Origin of the sequence: Shewanella halotolerans (genome assembly GCF_019457535.1) — a bacterium.
In the GTDB taxonomy this organism is placed as follows: Bacteria; Pseudomonadota; Gammaproteobacteria; order Enterobacterales; family Shewanellaceae; genus Shewanella; species Shewanella halotolerans.
Map to the genome: position 1 here is coordinate 1,693,329 of NZ_CP080417.1, position 20,216 is coordinate 1,713,544.

The 20,216-nt window shown below is 56.0% G+C and carries 14 protein-coding genes; 11 read left to right on the plus strand and 3 right to left on the minus strand.

Features of this window, described 5'->3' with window-relative positions; genetic code table 11:
• Positions 1 to 4 precede the first annotated feature (4 nt).
• The 8 genes from K0H81_RS07335 to K0H81_RS07370 all read left to right on the plus strand — a co-directional run bounded on the left by K0H81_RS07335 (position 5) and on the right by K0H81_RS07370 (position 12,925).
• On the plus strand, positions 5 to 1,813 hold the full coding sequence (locus K0H81_RS07335) for a toxin-antitoxin system YwqK family antitoxin (RefSeq protein ID WP_220060401.1): 1,809 nt from the start codon (positions 5 to 7) through the stop codon (positions 1,811 to 1,813).
• 105 nt (positions 1,814 to 1,918) lie between these two features.
• The gene (locus K0H81_RS07340) at positions 1,919 to 4,237 is read left to right on the plus strand and encodes a toxin-antitoxin system YwqK family antitoxin (protein ID WP_220060402.1); all 2,319 of its coding nucleotides are present in this window, start codon (positions 1,919 to 1,921) and stop codon (positions 4,235 to 4,237) included.
• A gap of 110 nt (positions 4,238 to 4,347) precedes the next feature.
• Positions 4,348 to 5,391, plus strand: coding sequence for a toxin-antitoxin system YwqK family antitoxin (locus K0H81_RS07345; RefSeq protein WP_220060403.1), 1,044 nt, complete (start codon positions 4,348 to 4,350; stop codon positions 5,389 to 5,391).
• A gap of 140 nt (positions 5,392 to 5,531) precedes the next feature.
• Entirely contained in the window at positions 5,532 to 5,861 is a 330-nt protein-coding gene (locus tag K0H81_RS07350; RefSeq protein ID WP_220060404.1) for a hypothetical protein, read from the plus strand.
• Between the two features lie 280 nt (positions 5,862 to 6,141).
• Positions 6,142 to 7,002, plus strand: coding sequence for a glutathione-dependent disulfide-bond oxidoreductase (yghU, locus tag K0H81_RS07355; RefSeq protein WP_220060405.1), 861 nt, complete (start codon positions 6,142 to 6,144; stop codon positions 7,000 to 7,002).
• A gap of 225 nt (positions 7,003 to 7,227) precedes the next feature.
• Positions 7,228 to 8,370 carry an exonuclease SbcCD subunit D gene (locus tag K0H81_RS07360; protein ID WP_144200556.1) on the plus strand — a complete coding sequence of 381 codons (1,143 nt, stop codon included), beginning with the start codon at positions 7,228 to 7,230 and terminating at the stop codon, positions 8,368 to 8,370.
• Entirely contained in the window at positions 8,367 to 11,423 is a 3,057-nt protein-coding gene (locus K0H81_RS07365) for an AAA family ATPase (protein WP_220060406.1), read from the plus strand. The genes K0H81_RS07360 and K0H81_RS07365 overlap by 4 nt, the downstream gene beginning before the upstream one ends.
• A 245-nt stretch (positions 11,424 to 11,668) precedes the next feature.
• The gene (locus tag K0H81_RS07370) at positions 11,669 to 12,925 is read left to right on the plus strand and encodes a peptidoglycan DD-metalloendopeptidase family protein (protein WP_144200791.1); all 1,257 of its coding nucleotides are present in this window, start codon (positions 11,669 to 11,671) and stop codon (positions 12,923 to 12,925) included.
• A 75-nt stretch (positions 12,926 to 13,000) separates the two neighbouring features.
• On the opposite strand, the gene K0H81_RS07375 is transcribed toward K0H81_RS07370, so the two are convergent.
• The 3 genes from K0H81_RS07375 to K0H81_RS07385 all read right to left on the minus strand — a co-directional run bounded on the left by K0H81_RS07375 (position 13,001) and on the right by K0H81_RS07385 (position 15,683).
• On the minus strand, positions 13,001 to 13,507 hold the full coding sequence (locus K0H81_RS07375) for a M48 metallopeptidase family protein (protein ID WP_220060407.1): 507 nt from the start codon (positions 13,505 to 13,507) through the stop codon (positions 13,001 to 13,003).
• Between the two features lie 75 nt (positions 13,508 to 13,582).
• Positions 13,583 to 14,023, minus strand: a complete 441-nt coding sequence (locus K0H81_RS07380) for a DUF3010 family protein (RefSeq protein ID WP_220060408.1) — start codon at positions 14,021 to 14,023, stop codon at positions 13,583 to 13,585.
• Positions 14,024 to 14,339: 316 nt separating this feature from the next.
• Entirely contained in the window at positions 14,340 to 15,683 is a 1,344-nt protein-coding gene (locus K0H81_RS07385) for a DEAD/DEAH box helicase (protein WP_220060409.1), read from the minus strand.
• Between the two features lie 252 nt (positions 15,684 to 15,935).
• Here K0H81_RS07385 and rssA point away from each other — a divergent pair, with 252 nt between their 5' ends.
• From rssA to nrdD, 3 genes are all read left to right on the plus strand, one after another.
• Positions 15,936 to 16,883, plus strand: coding sequence for a patatin-like phospholipase RssA (gene rssA / locus K0H81_RS07390; RefSeq protein WP_220060410.1), 948 nt, complete (start codon positions 15,936 to 15,938; stop codon positions 16,881 to 16,883).
• A 177-nt stretch (positions 16,884 to 17,060) separates the two neighbouring features.
• On the plus strand, positions 17,061 to 17,798 hold the full coding sequence (locus K0H81_RS07395) for a hypothetical protein (RefSeq protein WP_220060411.1): 738 nt from the start codon (positions 17,061 to 17,063) through the stop codon (positions 17,796 to 17,798).
• 250 nt (positions 17,799 to 18,048) lie between these two features.
• Entirely contained in the window at positions 18,049 to 20,166 is a 2,118-nt protein-coding gene (gene nrdD, locus K0H81_RS07400) for an anaerobic ribonucleoside-triphosphate reductase (protein WP_220060412.1), read from the plus strand.
• The last annotated feature ends 50 nt before the right edge of the window (positions 20,167 to 20,216 follow it).

Here is a 20,216-nt window from a genome sequence, read left to right on the forward strand (position 1 = left end):
GAGAATGCAGCGTATCTTACTGTTTCTGCTTGTCTTGTGTTTAAGCTTGGGCGCCGCCGAGGCGAGCATCTGGCTCAATAAGGACTGGCAACCGACCGAGCTAAAGAGCGAGGCCAAGTTTTATCTCAAGAAACCGCTCGAGCCTCTGCCCGGCTCATCCTTGGGGCGGTTTCGCTTCGAGCCCTATTATCTCGGCACCAAGATCAAGCAATTTAGTGGCGCCCTAAGCAGTGATCGTCTGGGAGATGAGGGCACTCATCCCGTGGGGCTTTATCGCTTCTTCGCCAGCGATGGCGCCTTGATCGAGCAGGGCGAATTTAATGACCAGGGTCAGCGCCAAGGCCTGGTGAAGATTTACGATGAGCAGGGAAAACTCAGCTGCGACTGCCGCTTTGATAGGGGCGAGAGAGAAGGCACGCAGAAAGAGTATTACCCTACAGGCGAGCTTAAGCGCGAGTCTGTTTATCACCAGGGCAAGCCTGTGCAGCAGGAGATGGTCTATACGCCGACCGGGGCGCCGGTGCGAGTCCTCTGCCATACCGGGCAGTGCAGTGACCGCTTCTATAACCCGCAGGGTCAGCTGACTATGGAAAGCCAGAAGCGCGATGGGCGCAAGCATGGCACCGAAACCTACTGGCAGGATGGCAAGGTGGAGGTGACCCAGGACTATCGTAACGGCAAGGAGGAGGGCGATTACTTTGCTTATTTTCAAAGTGGTCAGCTCAAGCAGCATCACAGATGGAAAAATGGCATCAAGACGGGCGAGCAGCTGAACTATTTCGAAGATGGTCGCCTGGCTAAACGCGAGATCCTCGATGAACGTGGCCGCACGGAGAGCGTGGTCGAGTATCGTGACAATGGCGAGCGCTATCTCGAGGCGGAATATCGCTACCTTGCCGATGGTGACCGCCAAGAGGTGAGGCGCTTCTATCAAAAAGAGGTCTTGGTCAAGCAGATAGAGCAACACAAGCTGAGGCAGTGGCGTCTGGTCAGCCAATATCTTGAGGGCGAGATAATCGGCCGCGAGGAGACACTGGCGGGTAAGCTCACCGGATTAAAAATTGAGGCCAAGCTTGGCGGGAGCATTAAGCTTAGCGGTAACAACAGGCTTGGCGGGAGCAATAGGCTTGGCGCAAACAATAGTCACGCCGCTAATAATAACCACAGCCGGAGCAATCAAGTCGCCTGGATAGAGAAGATCCACTATCTCGATGGCGTGAAGCAGGGAAAGGCCGAGAAACGAAGCGGCGATGGCAGGCTCATCTATCAGGGAGAATATGCCGCCGATAACCAGGTGGGTGATTGGGTGATGCAGAGCCGCGAGATGCTCACCCAGTGCCACTATAACCGTCATGGCCGGCTCGATGGCGAGTATTTATCCCTGGGAGAGGCGGGTCAGGTGTTGGAGCGAATTCACTATCGCGATGGCGAGCTGACCGGCAAATTTGAGCGCTACTATAGCGACGGCGAGATCTACGCGCGAGGCCAATATCTTAACGGTCAGCGTGACGGCGATTGGATAGTGCCGTCGAGCGAGGGGGATTATTCGCCGCGCCCCGTGGCTAGGCGCGAGTATTGGCAAGGCCGATATCGGGCAGGTAAGCAGGTGGGGAAATGGCAGCGTTTCAGCGCCCAGGGCTATGGGCTGGCTATCGCGAAGTTTGATGAGCAGGGGCGCCTGCATGGCACTCAGTATGCGTTTTATGATGATGGCGCCCTGAGCAAGCGAAGCGAGTATCGCCACGGCGAGCCGACCGAGGCTGAACAAAGCTGGCCCTATCGCACTCAGCATGAGCTGATCTTTCGGCGATAGCAGCAGGGCCTGGCTGCTCACAGTATTATTCAGTAAATATTATTTTTCAGAAGTCTTTTAGAAACATGTTTTTAGGAACAAATGGTTAGGTACAAGGAAGCTCATATGCACTCTAATCGCGCTTACTCTGTGTTGTTGGCTGGGATCGGCCTGGGCGTGTCTAGCTTTATCGCCAGCCCCGTGGCGGCGAGTCAGAATATTTCCAGCCTGATGGTGGAGATCCGCCAGCAGGAAGGGATCGCCACCTACTACAACCTGGCCACCGGCATGGCGCTGAGTGGTCAGGTGACCCTAGTGCGAGATAATCAAGGCTATACCCTGGGGGAGTTTGCACAGGGCGTGCCCAATGGTCGCTGGCAGGTCTATCTGCCCAACAATCAGAAGTTGGTGGACGGTGAGTATGTCAGCGGCCTGCAATCGGGACGCTGGCAGTTGTTTAGCCCAAATGGCGAGCTGAGTGAGGAGCAGTTCTATCTCAACGGCGTGCCAAGCGGCGAGTGGGCCGAATATGATGACTTGGGTAATCTGTATCAGAAGACGGTCTATGAGGCCGGAGTAAAGACCCAGGTGCTGCGTTATTTCGCCAGCGGTAAGCTTAAGGCTAAAGAGGCCTATGTCGATAATCTGCGCCACGGAGTGTGGGAGACCTACCATGCAAACGGCGTGCTGGCTCAGCGACAGCAGTATGCCAACAACCAGTTGTCCGGCCCTTATCTTGCGCAAAACAGCGAGGGGCAGGTGATAGAGACTGGCACGCTAGATGCCAACGGCGAGCGTCAGGGCCGCTGGCAGACGTTCTATGATGATGGCACGCCAGAGCGTGACGAGCATTACGTCGCCGGTCGCCTGCACGGCGAGAGTCTAAGCTACTATCCCAACGGCCAGTTATCGCTGCAGGGGCAATATAGTGAGGATCTGCGCCAGGGCACTCTGGTGCATTACAGCGACACCGGGGTCAAGCTCGAGGAGGAAAATTACCTCAATGGCGAACATGACGGCATTCAGCGCTATTTTAACCGCGCCGGTATCCTGGTGAGTGAGCTGAGCTATAAGGCGGGCCTGCAGGCAGGCGTGCAGAAGACCTATTTTGACGACGGTAAACCTAAGAAGGTGATTCGCTACCAGGATCAGATACTGGCCGACAACGGGCAGTATCCCTTGCATGGCCTGCAGCAGCGCTTCGATTCGGCGGGAAACCTGGTGGCCACTGAGCATTACGATCTGGGGCTGAAAGATGGCAAGTTCGAGACCTATCGACAGGGCAAGTTGCAGCGTCAGGAGCAGTGGCGTCAGGGCGCGCGTCATGGAGATTTCATCGCCTATTACGATAATGGCAAGCTGCGCAGCCTAGATCAGTATCAGGACAATCGCCAGACAGGCAGGGCCGAGCGCTATTTCGACGACGGCACCCTCAAGGAGCGCGGTACGCGCATCGAGGGGCAATGGGTCGGCAAGTATGAATCCTTCTATGAGACGGGTAAACCCAGAGAACTTATCCATTACAGCGATGAGAAAGTATCCGGCCGCAGCCGCTATCCGCTTCATGGCGCGTTTTCCCGCTGGTATGCCAACGGCGATCTCAACGAGGCTGGCGAGTACAAGAATGGCGAGAAACAGGGTACCTGGCGTCAGTATCGTCAGGGCATAGTGAGCCGCGAGATGACCTTCGAGGCGGGCAAGCTAAACGGGCCTTACAGCGAGTTCGATAACGGACGTCGCCGGGTAACAGGTCATTATCTTGAGGATCGTAAGGAGGGTGAGTGGACCGAGTATCGCTACCAGGAGAAAGATCCCAGCTTTGGCCCTATTCCCGAGGGCAACATCTATCGCGTCAGCCATTATCGCCAGGACAAACTCGATGGCGAGCGGGCCTATTACAGCTTCAAGCAGGTGCGTTATCGCAGCGAGCAGTATCAGGCGGGTGAGCTCAGCGGCCACTACAGCGAGTATTACGCCAATAACGGCCAACTCAAGCGCGAGGGCGAGATGCTAGACGGAGAGCAGGTTGGACTCTGGCAAAGCTGGTTTGAAGACGGCGTGCTGTCGGAAAGCGGCGAGTATCTTGCGGGTAAGCTTCACGGCGAGTACGCCAAATATTACCCCAATGGCCAGTTAAAGGTGCGTGCCCACTACCAGAAAGACAAGCTCAGCGGCGAGCAGCTGAGCTACTTCCAAACGGGTAAGCCCCAGGCCAAGGAGCAGTGGCTGGATGGGCAACGTGAAGGCGAGGCCAGCTATTTTCACGCTAATGGCAAGCGGGCCGAGCAGGGGGCCTTCCTGCGCTCTCGCAAGGAAGGCTTGTGGCGCGCCTACTGGCCAAGTGGTGAGCTGCGCAGCGAAGGCAGCTATATCGCCGATCGTCAGGCCGGCGACTGGGCCTTCTATGATCAATTCGGCAAGCTGATCAAGACGGAGCATCACTAGATGAGGGGGAGATTCGTGCCACCTATCCAAAGGACGCTGGAACAGATCAATTCGAGCAAGGCTGGAACAAGCACTCGAGCGAAGCAGGAACAAGATGGAGCCGGGATAAGATGAAGCCAGGCGTTAAGCTTATCTCCCCGGCGTTCTTGGCCTTATTGCTGTTACCCGGTTGTCATCAGGCGCCTCAGCTGCCTATAGATGAGCAGTTACTTACGCCTATCGCGTGCAGTAAGCAGCAGGTTTACGGGATCTGGGTCGAGACCGACTGCCTAACAGGCTATCGCGGCAAGCCCTTTAGCGGCATAGCGACTCGGGGCGAGCCGGCGACTTACTTTGGCGCCACCCAGTATCTCGAGGGGAAACGTCATGGATTTAGTTTCTCGGCCGAGGGCAGCCGTATCCTGTCCCAGAGTTGGTATCGCCAAGGGATAAGAGAGGGTGAGCACTTGGACTATCATGTGCAAAGCCAGCGGCCGAAACGTCAGGTCATCTACAAGAATGGCGAGGAACAGGCGGTCGCCCTGTTCGATGAGGCTGGCATCATAGAAAGTTATCGCCGCCTGGAGGGCGAAAAGACAGTCGAGTCCATCACCTATGGGCAGGGACGCCCCTGGACGCACCTCTTCTTTCAGGACGGCGAGCAGCGTGAGCGCCTGCGTCACTATTTCCCAGACGGCAGCTTGGCCAGTGACGTCCTGTTTCGTAAACAGGATCTTAAGCGGCTAAGCGAGATAACCTTCTATGCCAGCGGCAAGGTAAAGACGCGCTATGCCTATGATAGGCAGAGCAATCTGGCCGCGCAGCAGACCTACTGGCCAAACGGTCGCCTTCAATCTCAGCAGCAATATGGCTTCGATCCGCTTATCGAGCGCCACGGTGAGCAGCGCCGTTTCTGTCAGTCTAGCGGCGCGCTGGAGGAGCTCGCTCACTATGAGATGGGCGTCGAGCATGGGCGATTCGAATGGTATCACTGCAATGGCCAGCTGATGAATGCCAAGCAGTTTCGACAGGGTGTCCTGGTGGATACAGAGGTGAAGACCTTCGATGAATCGGGCAACCTGATTAAACGCGAGCGCTTCGACGGCCAAGGGGAATTACTCGAGGCGTTTTACTTTAACGCTGCGGGTCAGCAGATCTATTATGAGCGGCCTTGATTCAGGCGCTATTATTTCGGGGGCTAAGATCCGGGCGCTATGATCCAGGGGCTATGATCTAGGTCCTGTTTTGTTATCTCAGGGAAAGGTAATATAGCCGTCTTATTTTTCGTCAGATTCGATGCGATACTTTAATTTACGTGACGCGCAAACCAGATAGCACCACCGCCATGTTGCAGCTGATCGATCAGGTCAAGCAGGCGATGCCGCTCAATGAGCCCGAGACCTTCGTCTGTGGCCCTCAGGGTTCCTGTATCGGTTGCCCCAAGAAGTTACTCGAGCTGGTCGACAGCGAGATGCGCTATTGGGAAAGCGCCATCCAGCAGGGGGACACGCCATTACTCGGTGAGGTGAGCCGCTTCGCCAAGTTGTGCCGCAATGTGCATCGCGGACTTGCCCGCAGCGGGATCTTAGAAAGATACCAGGCCAAACAGGCCGGCGAGTCGGATGCTGATGCGGATTCGGATTAAGTCATTCAGAAACGCCTTTTATTGAGCGAACGCCTGTCAGTTGTGGCCTAGCGGCGAATGGCGATTTTCTTTCATGCCAATTCAGTTGGCCCTATAGCCAAAGGTTCTATCCAATTGACCCCACTAGGGTTTAAATTGTCGGCATACGCCCCGAGATCACTCCAGGACAGAGTATGTCCCCAGCGGGCATGGCGCGAAGCGATCGCGACACTATTTCGAAATTATTTCGAAACTATTGCGACGCGATCGCGATACCAACTAATAAGATAAAGGAAGCAGTATGTCAGATACCTACATTCCCCCGAAAGTGTGGACCATGGACAGCGAAAATGGCGGTACCTGGGCCAGCATCAATCGCCCCACGGCGGGCGCCCGTCATGAGGCCAAACTGCCCCAGGGCGAGCATGGCTTGCAGCTCTATTCTCTGGCGACACCCAATGGCCAGAAGGTCACCATAATGCTCGAGGAGCTTCTCGCCCTCGGCGCGGATGCCGAGTATGACGCGCATCTTATTCAGATAGGTGAGGGCGAGCAGTTCTCCAGCGGCTTCGTGGCGGTCAACCCCAACTCTAAGATCCCCGCCTTGCTGGATAAGACGGGTGACACTGAGGTTAACGTGTTTGAGTCGGGTGCAATCTTGTTCCACCTAGCTGAGAAGTATGGCCATTTCCTGCCAGCGACTGGTCCTGAGCGCACTCAGGTGCTCAACTGGCTCTTCTGGCTGCAAGGTGCGGCGCCCTACCTCGGCGGCGGCTTCGGCCACTTCTACGCCTATGCGCCGGAAAAGTTTGAGTATCCTATCAATCGTTTCTCCATGGAGGTAAAGCGCCAGCTGGATCTGCTGGACAAGCAATTGGCCGAGCACACTTATATCGCCGGGGACAATTACTCCATCGCCGATATGGCGATCTGGCCCTGGTATGGCAATCTGGTGCTGGGTCATGCCTATGACGCGGCTGAGTTCCTCGACGTCGACAGCTATGTGCATCTCAAGCGCTGGGCCGAGCAGATCGCCGCGCGGGATGCGGTGAAGCGCGGTCGTATCGTCAATCGCACCTGGGGCGAGCCCTGGGAGCAGCTGGCCGAGCGTCACAGCGGCGCCGATATCGACGCCGTGCTGGCGTTGACGCCGGAAAAATAGCTTAGGCATACAAGCTTGGTAAACAGAGAAGGCCCACCCGTTAAGGTGGGTCTTTTTTATTTAGAAGAAACGCTGGCCAAGAGTTTATGGCAGGGCAGGTTTTGGCCTAATGCAATAACCATCGACTAGAAAGCCTAGGCTGGCGCATTGCCTAATGGGGTGACATTTCTTACTATAGCCAGCAGAGCTTCTCTTCCTATCCTCCTCATTTTTAAACGAGAAAAGATGAAATTTATCCATACCTCAGACTGGCATATCGGCCGTCAGCTGCACAATCAGAGCCTGCTGGACGATCAGCGTCATGTGCTCGATCAGATAGTCTCCCTGGCTAAGACCCATGAGGTCGATGCCCTGATTGTCGCCGGTGATATCTACGATCGCTCCGTGCCGCCGGCCAACGCTGTGGCCCTGCTCGATGAGGTGCTCAACGAATTTATTGCCCTTGGGATCGACGTCATCATGATCGCCGGAAACCATGACGGCCATGAAAGGCTGGGGTTTGCCGCACGCCAGATGCAGGCCAGCGGTTTGCATATCATTGGGCCATTGGCGCCCAAGGTCAGCCCCATAAGATTAAGCTCAGGCAGCGGTGATGCCATCTTTTATCCGCTGCCCTATGCCGAGCCTGCCACCGTCAGACAGCAATTGGAATGCGAGGCCAGCAGCCATGAGGAGGCAATGGTCGAGCTGCTCAAGCAGGTGCAGGACCATGACAGTCAGGGATTGCCTAAGGTGGTGATAGGCCACTGTTTCCTCGACGGCGGCAGCGAATCGGATTCGGAGCGACCACTGAGTATCGGTGGCGCAGACAAGATCTCGCCTAAGCATTTCGTGCCCTTCGACTATACGGCCCTGGGCCATCTCCATGGCCCGCAATACAAGGGGGCGGAGCAGGTGCGCTACTCTGGCTCCATCCTCAAATACTCCTTCAGCGAGCAGCATCAGAACAAGTCGGTTACCCTGGTGGAGCTCACGGCAGACAGCCAGGCTGTCATGACACTGCTGCCGCTCAGCCCACTTCGCGATGTGCGCATCATAGAGGGCGCCCTCGATGACTTGTTGCAGCAAGGGGTAAAAGATCCCGGCCGAGAGGATTATCTGATGGTGCGACTACTGGATAAACACGCCATCTTAGATGCTATGGGTAAGCTCAGAAGCGTCTATCCCAACGTGCTGCATCTGGAGCGCACCGGCCTGATGGCCAATAATCAGCAGCTGGCTATCGCCTCGGATCACATCAAGAAAGGTGAGCTCGAGATGTTTAAAGATTTCTTCAATCAGGTCTCCGGCGATCCACTTAACGAGGCGCAGCTTGAGCTGATCACTCAGACCCTGGATGAGCTGCACAAAGGGGAGGCGGCGCAATGAGACCACTGCGACTGACCATGACCGCCTTCGGCCCCTTCGCCGACGAGCAGACCATAGACTTTTCCGCCCTGGGCAGTAACCCGCTGTTTCTGATCAACGGCCCCACGGGGGCGGGTAAGACGACGATTCTCGATGCCATCTGTTTCGCCCTCTATGGCAAGACCACGGGGGATGAGCGCGAAGGCACCCAGATGCGCTGCGACATGGCCGATGAGCAGAAGCTGACTCAGGTCAGCTTCGAGTTTGAGCTGGGCAGCACGCGTTATCTCATTCGCCGCGTCCCCGAGCAGCCAAGGGCCAAGAAGAGTGGTGATGGCGTGACGCTGCAAAAGAGCGAGGCCCAGCTGTCTCGCTTCGAACAAGATGGCAGCGAGACCCTGCTGGTGGCGGCCAAGGTGTCTGATGCTACCGCGCAGATAGAGCAGTTAACCGGCCTGGATGTGGATCAGTTCCGTCAGGTGATGGTGCTGCCCCAGGGCAAATTTCGCGAGCTCTTGATGGCCGACTCTAAGGCTAGGGAGAAGATCTTCAGCCAGCTGTTTCAGACCCACATCTATCGCCGCATCGAGGAGCGCCTCAAGCAGCAGGCTGCCGGAATTCGCCGCGACGTCGAGGCGATGCGTAATCGCCGTGGTGGCATTCTGGAGGGCGCTTCGCTTGAGAGCGATCAGGCGCTTATGGAGGAGCAGGCGCTCATCGCGCCCGAGCTGGAACTCGCCCAAGCGCAAAAGCAGCAAGCCGAGCAGGCACTGCTGACGGCCAACCAGAATCTGGACAAGGGCCTCAAGCTGCAGAGTGATTTCAATCGCCTGCAGGCGCTGCAAAGCGAGGGCGAGGGGCTCAAGGCCCGCCAGCTTGAGGCGACTTTGTGGCAACAGAGGCTGCAGGCGGCCGGTCGAGCCAATAGCCTGAGCCCCCTTTACCGGGCGATGCAGTCCCGCCTCGGCGAGCAGCGCTCGGCAAGCCAGCACTTAGGTGAGTGTCAGCAGATTCAAGCAAGCGCCGAGCAGGCATTGAATCAGAGCCAGCAAGCATTCGAGCAGCTGGGCGCGCTCGAGCAAGAGCAATTGAGCCAGCAGCAGCGCTTGACCCAGCTCGAGGCACTAGCGCCTCAGCTTGAACAGCTCAATCAACTGAACCAGCGACTCGCCGATGGCCAGGCTAAGATGCAGGCGGCCGAGGCGAGTGGTAAGCAGAGCGCCAAGCAGCTAGACGAGCTTAATCAGGCCCGTCAGGAGATGGTGAGTCGCCGCGAGACCCTAAAACGTGACGCCGAGCCCCAGCTCGCGTTGCAACAATTTCTAAGCGACGGCCGTGCCCAGCTCAAGGTGTTTGAGCGCTGGCAGCAGCAGGGGCAGGAAATAGCGGCGCTCGAGCAGAAGTTATTGGCGGCTAAGACAGCAGGCAGTGAGCTTGCCGAAAAGCACCAGCAGGCGATCGATGCCCATAAGCGTCTGGAGCTTAGTTGGCATCGCGGTCAGGCGGCGCGCCTGGCGGCAGAGTTATCGCCAGGCGAGCCTTGCCCCGTCTGTGGCAGCCTGGAACACCCAGAGCCTGCCATGGGCGAATTTGACCTGCCGAGCGACGAGGCGCTGGCGAGCGCCAAGCAGCGAGAGAGCGACGCGCTCAATCTGCTGCATCAGGCCAGAAGCGAGTATAAGCTGCTCCAGCAATCCCTTTCGAGCCTGCAGCTAAGTGCATCTCAGCTACAAGAGGAGCTTGGCGAGGCGGCAGACTTGTCGTTTGATGAGCATCAGGCGCGACTTGTAGATCTAAGCGACGGGTTCGAGCGGGCCAAGGCGGCGCAGCAATCACTTGCCCAGCTAGAGACTCAGCTTGAGCGCAGCGAGCACCAGGGACGAGAGCTACAAACCGCGCTGGATGAGGCGCGTGCCCACTACGGCAAACTGGCTGAGCAGCTGGCCAGCGACAAGGGGCAGTATCAGCAGATAAGCGCGGCCATTCCACAGGGCTTTAGCGACCTGGCGACGCTCAGCACGGCCATTGCTGAGCTTACCAAGTCCATCGCAGAGCTTAAGGCGCGCCAGCAATCGGTGAGGGCGGCCCATGCCAAGGCGGAGCAGGACAACGCGGCGGCCAAAGCTTCGATGGAGGCGGCCAGCCGTCGTCTTGGTGAGGTGAATGCCCTAGCCGAGCAGGAGACCCTGAGTTTCCAACAGGCGCTAGCGGCTTCGGAATTTGAAAGCGTTGCCGCCTTCGAGCAGGCCTGCCTGACCGAGGCCGAGCAGGCCGAGCTGTCCAATCAGATTAAGGCGTTCGAGCAGGCGCTTATCACTCATCAGGCCAACCTGTCTCAGCTCCAAGAGGCCTTAGCCGGTTGTGAGGCGCCGGATAATAGCGCGCTCGAGCAGCAAAAAATGGACGCCGAGCAGGTGATGCAGCAGGCCTTGGCTCAGTGGCAGAAACTGAGCGCCAGGGCGGCGCAGCTCCACCAGACCCAGGAGCAGCTTAAGGCGCTGGATCTTAAGGCTGGCGCTCTCGAGCAGCAATACAGCGTGGTCGGCACCCTAGCCGATGTGGCCAATGGCAACACGGGTAATAAGATAAGCCTGCAACGCTTCGTGCTGAGCGTATTGCTCGACGATGTCTTGCTGGAAGCCAGCCACAGGCTACAGCTGATGAGTAAGGGGCGCTATCGTCTACTTCGTAAGGAGGAGCGGGCCAAGGGCAACAAGGCCTCTGGTTTGGAGCTGGAGGTGGAAGATGCCTACACCGCCAAGGTGCGCTCAGTGGCGACCCTGAGCGGCGGCGAGAGCTTTATGGCGGCTCTGTCCATGGCCCTTGGGTTGTCGGATGTGGTGCAGGCCTATGCCGGCGGCATTAAGCTCGATACCCTGTTTATCGACGAGGGCTTCGGTAGCCTGGATCAGGACTCTCTCGAGCTGGCCATCAGAACCTTGATGGATCTGCAATCGGCCGGTCGCATGGTGGGGGTGATCTCCCACGTGACCGAGATGAAGGAGCAGATCGCTAGCCGCATCGATATCCTTAAGAGTGCCGAGGGTAGCGAGATTAAATTAGTTTTACCTTAAGCTAGATTGAAAGGGTGCTGATATCAGTGGGATTTTCAGCACTTTTTTAGTTTTTTTGTCTGTTTGGTCGCCAAAAACCTCTGTTTATTCCATTAAATTGTGTTGTCGATCGGTTTGTAAATGCCGTTATTTTTGATATAACTTGGCATCGACCCCATGTTTTATGGGGTTTTGGGGTCTAATGATAAGCATAATAATGAAAAATGAGGCACAGGTTGCGCGCAGGTAAAATTTCTTTTTTGAGCATGTCTCAATCCCGTATCATGGCGTTACCCTCGCCCCACAAGAAGATCTTATTGGCGGCTGGGCTGGTCGTGGGCGCGGCGCTGCTCTGGCCAAGCCAGAAACAGGCCCTGCCACAACGCATTCCGGTGGCGCTGGATATTGAGTCTCTGGTGACTAACCTGCACCTGGGCGACGAAGCGGTCGAAACCGTGTCTCATGCCGATTTTGTTAAGACTATAGTGTCTGGCGATACCCTCAGTGGCTTGTTTGTCGAGGCTAATGTGGATCAGCAGACCATGTACAAGGTATTGGAGGCGGATCTGAACATCCTGGCCCTAGATACCCTCAAACCCGGCAACATCATACGTTTTTGGCTCGATGACTCGGGCCAGCTCGAGAAACTCGAACTCTACTTCAATGCGGCGCGTCAGGTGGTGTTTAGCCGTTACGAGGAGGGAGGATTCAGCGTCGATGAGATCAATATCGAGGGGATCTGGCAGGACAGGGCTTTAAGCGGTGAGATCCAGGGCTCTTTCTATCTGTCGGCTCAGCGTATCGGCCTGAATGCCGGCGAGATCCAGCGTATCGAGACGCTGCTGAAAGAGAAGCTGAATTTTGCCCGGGATCTGCGCGCGGGCGATCGATTCTCTGTACTTAAGAGCGATCAATATATCGATGGTGAGGTGACGGGTAACAGCGACATTCTCGCCATCACCATAGAACGTGGCCGCAGCACGATCAACGCCTACCAGAATAGCGACGGCAACTTCTATGACGATCAGGGCCGCAGCCTGGCAAGGGCCTTCCAGCGTGTGCCGCTACAGAAGAACTACCGTGTCAGCTCGCGCTTTAATCGCCATCGTCACCATCCGGTTACGGGTCGCACCGCGCCCCATAACGGCACAGATTTCGCCACGCCGATTGGCACTAAGGTGGTAGCCCCTGGCGATGGTATCGTCTCTTTGGTGACCGACCATAGATATGCAGGTAAATATGTGGTGATCGACCACGGCAACAAGTACCGTACCCGTTATCTGCATCTCTCGAAGGCCTTGGTGCACAAGGGCCAGCGAGTGTCTCGAGGCCAGGTGATCGCCCTGTCGGGAAAGACGGGCCGCATCACAGGACCACATCTGCACTATGAGTTTCATATCAATGGCCGCCCCGTGGATCCTATGAAGGCGGATATCCCTATGGCGAGTAAGCTATCGAAGAAGCAGATGGGCGAGTTTGCTCAGCTGGTAAAGGTGCGTCAGATGATGATGGGCCAAAGCTAAAACGCTAATTAATACCGATTGATTTAACGGCTTATCGAAGAGAAAAAACGCCACATGATGTGGCGTTTTTTATGGTTAGGCTTTCTCTTGGGCCTCGAGATCTAGCATGGTGAGCCATAGCCGCAGGTCAAATTCCAGCTGATGATAGTCGCCCAGCATATGACAGCAGAGCTGATAGAAGGCCTTGTTGTGATCCTTCTCTTTAAGATGTGCCAGCTCATGTACCACTACCATGCGCAGCAAGGGCTCGGGCACCTCCTTGAGGCGGGCGGCGATGCGGATCTCATTCTTAGACTTGGTCTTGCCGCCGTGATTCTTGGCGACATAGCTGTGCAGGCCGAGAGCCTGCTTCTTGAGGGTGATCTTATCGTCAAAGATCACCTTACTCAGGGGCGAAGACTTCTTAAGATAGCGGTTCTTTAGCGCCATGGTGTAGTCATACAGGGCCTTGTCGCTGCGGATCGTGTGACCATCGGGGTAGCGGCGTTCGAGGACGCTCCTCAGTCTATTGGTCTCGACCAATTCGTTGACCTGGCTGATAAGCTCGGGCCGATAGCCTTGCAGATAGGGCAGTGATGACATAAGCGAAAGCCTAGTGGATGACGGCTAAGGTGAAGCGATTAGAAAACGCCGGGCGCGATGCGCCCGGCAAAAGGCTTAATCTTTCTTGGTGAAGATGCACTTGTTTTGATAGCAGTAGGCGACCTCGAAGGCGCTCTTTTGGAAACGCTTGAGATCCAGTCCTTCGAAATCCACCATAGGTGGATTGCGCTTGAGCTGCTCCTTGATGTTGACCGGTGAGATCAGCTGCACCGGCAGGCCGCAAAGCTGAATCGCCGCTTCCATCTTGAAGCTGGTGGCGCTGCCCGCCAGTTTGCCTTTCTGCTCGCGCTCTATGATGGCGACCTGATCGACCTTGTAGTCTTGCATCAGCTTGCTGAAGGCGAAGTGGAACTCTTTGATCGACTCAGTGCTGGCCGAATTAGAGATGGTCAGTGAGCGAGAACGGCAATCAGGGATGTTAAAGGTCTCACCCTCATAGCTCAACAAACAGATGATGGCTTCGCCACCTTTTAACTCAACGCCACAAACTCTCATGATAACCCTAATATAAAAAAATCAATGGCGGCTATTGTAACCTTAATTGGCCCGATTGAGCACTAGTTGATAGGTGAAAATCGCCGCTATCGTCTGCCGCTCGATTTAAATAGGGTGGTATGTGCCATAGATAACCGCCCGACACGATTAGCGTCGGGAGATGTAGCACAAATACAGAATAGATGCAGAAAGGGTACAGAACAGATAGAGAGCAGATAGACGATAGATAAAACGGGCAATAAAATGCGGCCCTCAGTGAATACTCAGTGACCGCTAAGTGACCGCAAATCATAGGTTTTTGGCTCGGGGCCAGGCGTTAATCTTCAGGGGTATCCTGCAGTTTCGCCTTGGGCTTTCGCAGCATAGGCGCATCGCCTACATCGACGCCTGTGATGAAGCGCTTATCCCGCGGCTTCGGCGGCTTGGCGCTGCTGGCGGCTTTAGCCTTCTTGGCCTTAGGTTTCGCCTGTTGCTTACCCAGGCGCTTCTCTTGGCTCGGCTTGTCTTTTAACCCCTTAAACTTAGGCGCCAACTCCTCCAGCTCGCTGAACTCGAAGCTTTTACGCAGGAAGTTTTGTACCTGCTTGAAGTTGACCCAGTCTTTCGGACCTACCAGGGAGATGGCATCGCCCTTGGCGCCGGCGCGGCCGGTACGACCGATACGGTGAATATACTCTTCGGCAAACTTTGGCATGTCGAAGTTGATCACCAAGGATACGTTAAGCAGATCCAAGCCGCGGGAGGCCACGTCTGTGGTGACCAATATCTGCTGCTGACCGCGGCTGAACTGGTCCATAATCTGGTTGCGCGCCGCCTGTTTCAGCTCGCCGCTGAGGGAGCTGGTGCTAAAGCCCTGTTCGGCCAGCACGCCGGCCAGGCGGTCGGTATCGCCACGGGTCGCGGTGAAGATGATCACCTGCTTGTGGGGCTCAAGCTGTAGCAGACGGGTGAGCAGCTGCTCCTTGTGGCTCAGGTTGTCGCACAGGTAGATCTTCTGGGCGATATCCTGGTTCTCCACATGGGAGGCGCCTATAGCCACATGCTCCGGCTCCTTGAGCAGCTCGGCGGCAATCTCGTTGATCTGACCGTGATCTAAGGTTGCCGAGAACATCAGGGTCTGGCGACGCTTGTGATCGGCGGCCTGGTTGATGGCTCTAAGCTGCTCGGCGAAGCCCAGGTCCAGCATGCGGTCGGCCTCATCCAGGATAAGCAGCTCGAGTCCGTTGAGGTACAGGTGACGCTGAGCTAAGTGATCCGCCAGACGGCCCGGTGTCGCCACCACGAAGTGGGGGTCTCTGGCCAGGGCCTTGGCCTGATCGTTAAAGTTTTCACCGCCGAGGATCTTGATCGCCTTGTATTGGGTGTTGGCGACCAGTAGGCGCAGTTGACTGTAGACCTGGGTGGCCAGCTCTCGGGTCGGTAGCAGGATCAACACCCTGGGATCGCGCTTGCTTAGCGCCTTGGTGGCGATGACACGCTGCATTGCTGGCAACAGGAAGGCCAGGGTCTTGCCCGAGCCCGTCTTAGACGATGCCATAAGATCTCTTCCCGATAAGCCTACGGGTATCGATTGCGTTTGGATCTCGGTCGGCGTGTCGATGCCCATGTGTTCAAGGCTGGTCAGTAGACGTTTATCGAGTGAAAAATCTGAAAATTGCAATGCTGTGCTCCGAAATATAGATAGGGGCGCATTATACATCGCCGTGAGCGATTCAGCCATGACTTGCGCGCTGGCTCGTCGCCAGTCAATGCTAAGGCGCAGCGCTTAGATTAATTTTTACCGCTATGGGCTGTGCCAGTGCCTAGATTGGCTTATGATGAAAACTAAAGACAATAAGACGCGACTTTCTCAAGCTATTTATTTAAGTGACTAGCTCAAGTGGCTCGCGTCCTCGGGAGAGAAACAAAGAAGATGGCGAATATCGGCATTGCACTGGGCAGTGGTGCGGCGAAAGGATGGGCCCACATAGGGGTGCTAAACGAGCTGGCGAACATGGGAGTCTTCCCTAACAAGGTGGCCGGCTGCTCTATCGGCGCCGTGGTGGGCGCCGCCTATGCGCAAGATAACCTTAACGATCTGCAGGCCTGGGTGACCAGCTTTTCCAGCTGGGATGTGTTGGGGCTGATGGATCTGAGCTGGCGCAAGGGGGGACTGATTGGCGGCGAGAAGGTGTTTGACGTTATGCAGCAGCATATCGGCAACCTGGATATCGAGCAGATGCAGATGCCCTTTGCGGCGGTGGCGACCGATCTCTATACCGGCCAGGAGATCTGGTTCAAGCAGGGTAGCCTGCGTCATGCGGTGCGTGCCTCCTGCTCTATGCCGGGGATCTTGCCGCCGGCACGCATTGGCGAGCGCTGGCTGGTGGATGGCGCCGTGGTTAACCCTGTGCCCGTGTCGGTGAGCCGGGCAATGGGCGTCGACCTAGTGATTGCCGTGGATCTTAACGCCCACAGGAAGACCCGCCAACAGCAGCTGCCAGTGGCTATCTCTTCCGATGTGAAGGCCAGTCAGGCTGAGCAGGTGAAAGCCGAGAAGGAGCTAGAGAGCGGCTTCATGGATCTCCTGGCCCGGGGACGGGATTATGTCAGCGGCTTGACCGACAAGTTTTCCCTCGGTAATCGCAGTGAGCCAGGCATGTTGGCTGTGATGTCCCAGTCGATGGATATCCTGGAGCAGCGCCATAAGCGGGTGCGCCTGATGGGAGATCCGCCGGATATCCTGATCACCCCTAATGTGATGGAGATTGGTACCATGGAGTTCCACCGCGCGGGCGAGGCGATCGAGGCGGGGCAAGAGGCGGTCAAGCAGGTGGCTCATATCATCCGCGCCCGTATCGATGAGCTGGAGCGTCATTAATAGCCTAAGTATTAGTTTAAGTAATAGCTCTTAGGCGTCAGTCCTTATAAACAGGAGTTGTTTAAATAAGCAGCTAACATTCCCTAAGGCTTGTCTCTTTAGGAGCTCTGGCTAGGTCTTTGGCCTGGTTTTTGCTGCTTGCAGGGATATTTCTCTGCAGTAGTCGGAAAATTGACAATGAATTCAATTAGCCAGGCCATTAATGGTTCACAAGCCAATCTGATCGCCAACAGCTATGGCCTAGAAACACACGGCCAAGAAGCACATGCCCCTGATACACAGGGTCAGGACACACGTGATGTCGACGGCTCATCGGCCAGCGACAAGGTGACCCTGTCAAATCAAGCCTCCAAGACGAAAACGACAGGCCCAGATATCCCCCAGGAGGCGGTATTTCTCTCGCCAAGGGCGGAGCGGGCGCAGAAGATAGAGGCGATGGCCAAAGACTTCTTTTCCAAGGGGCAATTTGGCATAGGCGATATTCCCAAGTTAATTCAGCGTCTGCATCAGGACGGCATCTTGTCGGAAAATCAGCTTAATCGCCTGAGCCAGGCGGGCTTTGAGATCCCAAGGAGCGAAGGCTCGCAGCCGTCGCTGCTCGACTTTATCGCCAGCCAGCGCGAGCAGCTCAAGGAGAGTAAGCCCGATAGCGTGATGATCGCCATGCTCGATGACGCCGAATCTGTGCTCAAGCAGATGGACAGCCTCGACACTCAGGGACTGAACCAGAAGGCGGCGCGGGTATCGGCACAGTTGTCTGTGTTCGTACAGGGCGATCAGGGGCTGACGCCAAGTGATAAGTCTATGTGGCAGGGGCTTAAATCTACCATGCAATTGGCGGCCGCGTCGGGAAGTTCGCAACAGGCTTCCGGGCAATTACAGCGTTATCTGGCACTATCTAAACGAATTACGTAATTTATTCACAGTTTGTCCCATTTTTATCCCGCATCTAGCTCCCTTTGCCGACTGGGTCAAGGCAAGTTTTAACGATAAGTGGCCCAGTTGGCAGTAATCTTGTGTCACAAAATTCCATCCGCAAATTAATGATCTGGATCAAGGTACTTGAGCCTAACTTGTAGCTTAATGCGCTACATATTGTGTTCATCGTCTATATTAACACTATATATGGTGTTAATTTGGCCGTTACTTGAGGAGATATTGAACAATGCCAGTGGTTATTAAGCGGGATGGTTACCGCACGCCTTTTGACGAAACAAGGATTCGAGATGCAGTGGTTGCTGCAGCAAGTTCGGCAGGTATTGATGATGTTGCCTATGCCACCGAGGTGGCCTTACAAGTACGCCAGTCGGTGGCCGAGCTCGAGCAGGTGGATATTCACGACCTGCAAGATGCGGTAGAAAATCAGTTGATGGAAGGCCCCTATAAGCAACTCGCCAGGGTCTATATCGAGTATCGCCATGACAGGGATATCCATCGTGAGTTGAGCAGCCGTCTCAACCGCGAGATCCGTGGCTTGGTCGAGCAGAGCAATGCGGCGCTGCTGAATGAGAACGCCAACAAAGATTCCAAGGTGATCCCCACCCAGCGTGATCTACTGGCGGGCATTGTGGCCAAACACTATGCCACACGCCATATTCTGCCTAAGGATGTGGTGGCGGCCCATGAGTCGGGTGAGATCCATTATCACGATCTCGACTATGCGCCTTTCTTCCCCATGTTTAACTGTATGCTGATCGATCTGGCCGGCATGTTGACCCATGGTTTCAAGATGGGTAACGCCGAGATCGAGACTCCTAAGTCAATCTCGACTGCGACTGCGGTAACTGCGCAGATCATCGCTCAGGTGGCCAGCCATATCTATGGCGGTACCACCATCAACCGTATCGACGAGGTGCTCGCGCCTTTCGTCGCCAAGAGCTATGACAAGCACTATCAGGTCGCGCTGACCTGGGGGATCACAGATGCCAAGGCTTTTGCCACGGCGCAGACGGAGAAAGAGTGCCACGACGCCTTCCAGTCGCTGGAGTATGAGGTCAACACCCTGCACACGGCCAACGGCCAGACACCTTTTGTCACCTTCGGCTTCGGCCTGGGCACCTCCTGGGAGTCGCGCCTCATCCAGTCTTCCATGATGAAGGTGCGCATGACGGGCCTGGGTAAGAACCGTAAGACGGCGGTCTTCCCTAAGCTGGTCTTCGCCATTCGCGACGGCATCAACCACAAGGCGGGCGACTGCAACTATGATATCAAGCAGATGGCGCTCAAGTGTGCGTCGATGCGCATGTACCCGGATATCCTCAACTATGAACAGGTCGAAAAGGTCACCGGCTCCTTTAAGACGCCTATGGGGTGTCGCAGCTTCCTAGGTACCTACGAGGAGGAGGGCGAGCTGGTGCACGAAGGGCGTAACAACCTTGGCGTGGTCAGCCTGAACCTGCCGCGAATCGCCATCGAGGCTAAGGGCGACGAGACGCGGTTCTATCAGCTGCTGGATGAGCGTCTGGCGGTGGCCCGCCGCGCCCTGGACACTCGCATCGAGCGTCTACACGGCGTGAAGGCGAGGGTAGCGCCAATTCTTTATATGGAAGGCGCCTGTGGCGTGCGTCTGCGTGCGGATGATGAGATCAGCGGCATCTTTAAGAATGGCCGCGCTTCTATCTCCTTGGGTTACATCGGCCTGCATGAGACCATCAATGCCCTCTATGGCAGCGAGACCCATGTGTATGACAGCGAGGCTCTACGCGGCAAGGCGCTTGCCATTATCGAACACCTCAAGGCGGCCACCGTGCGTTGGCGCGAGGAGTCGGGCTATGGCTTCAGCCTCTACAGCACGCCGAGCGAGAACCTGTGTAGCCGCTTCTGCAAGCTGGATACCGAGGCCTTTGGGGTGATCGACGGCGTAACGGATCGCGGCTACTACACCAACAGCTTCCACCTGGATGTGGAGAAGAAGGTGAATCCGTACGATAAGTTGGATTTCGAGCAGCCCTATCCGGCACTCACCAGTGGCGGCTTCATCTGCTACGGCGAATACCCTAACATGCAGCACAATATCGAGGCGCTGGAAGATGTGTGGGATTATAGTTACAGCCGGGTGCCTTACTATGGTACCAACACCCCGATTGATGAGTGCTACGACTGTGGCTTCACCGGCGAGTTTAGCTGTACCAGTAAGGGTTTTACCTGTCCTAAGTGTGGCAACCATGAGCCGAGCCGAGTGTCTGTAACCCGCAGGGTGTGTGGCTACCTGGGTAGCCCGGATGCCAGACCTTTCAACTATGGTAAGCAGGAAGAAGTTAAACGCCGGGTGAAGCATCTCTAATGAGATGAGGGTAGCAGCACCAAGGTTTTTGCTGCTGGCGTAAAGTGAAT

What these genes read in the sequence shown, in the direction of transcription:
- K0H81_RS07360 (WP_144200556.1), top strand. Translation starts at nt 7,228, where the DNA reads ATGAAATTTATCCATACCTCAGACTGGCATATCGGCCGTCAGCTGCAC.
- nrdD (WP_220060412.1), top strand. Translation starts at nt 18,049, where the DNA reads ATGCCAGTGGTTATTAAGCGGGATGGTTACCGCACGCCTTTTGACGAA.
- K0H81_RS07335 (WP_220060401.1), top strand. Translation starts at nt 5, where the DNA reads ATGCAGCGTATCTTACTGTTTCTGCTTGTCTTGTGTTTAAGCTTGGGC.
- K0H81_RS07365 (WP_220060406.1), top strand. Translation starts at nt 8,367, where the DNA reads ATGAGACCACTGCGACTGACCATGACCGCCTTCGGCCCCTTCGCCGAC.
- rssA (WP_220060410.1), top strand. Translation starts at nt 15,936, where the DNA reads ATGGCGAATATCGGCATTGCACTGGGCAGTGGTGCGGCGAAAGGATGG.
- K0H81_RS07395 (WP_220060411.1), top strand. Translation starts at nt 17,061, where the DNA reads ATGAATTCAATTAGCCAGGCCATTAATGGTTCACAAGCCAATCTGATC.
- yghU (WP_220060405.1), top strand. Translation starts at nt 6,142, where the DNA reads ATGTCAGATACCTACATTCCCCCGAAAGTGTGGACCATGGACAGCGAA.
- K0H81_RS07375 (WP_220060407.1), bottom strand. Translation starts at nt 13,507, where the DNA reads ATGTCATCACTGCCCTATCTGCAAGGCTATCGGCCCGAGCTTATCAGC.
- K0H81_RS07345 (WP_220060403.1), top strand. Translation starts at nt 4,348, where the DNA reads ATGAAGCCAGGCGTTAAGCTTATCTCCCCGGCGTTCTTGGCCTTATTG.
- K0H81_RS07370 (WP_144200791.1), top strand. Translation starts at nt 11,669, where the DNA reads ATGTCTCAATCCCGTATCATGGCGTTACCCTCGCCCCACAAGAAGATC.
- K0H81_RS07380 (WP_220060408.1), bottom strand. Translation starts at nt 14,023, where the DNA reads ATGAGAGTTTGTGGCGTTGAGTTAAAAGGTGGCGAAGCCATCATCTGT.
- K0H81_RS07340 (WP_220060402.1), top strand. Translation starts at nt 1,919, where the DNA reads ATGCACTCTAATCGCGCTTACTCTGTGTTGTTGGCTGGGATCGGCCTG.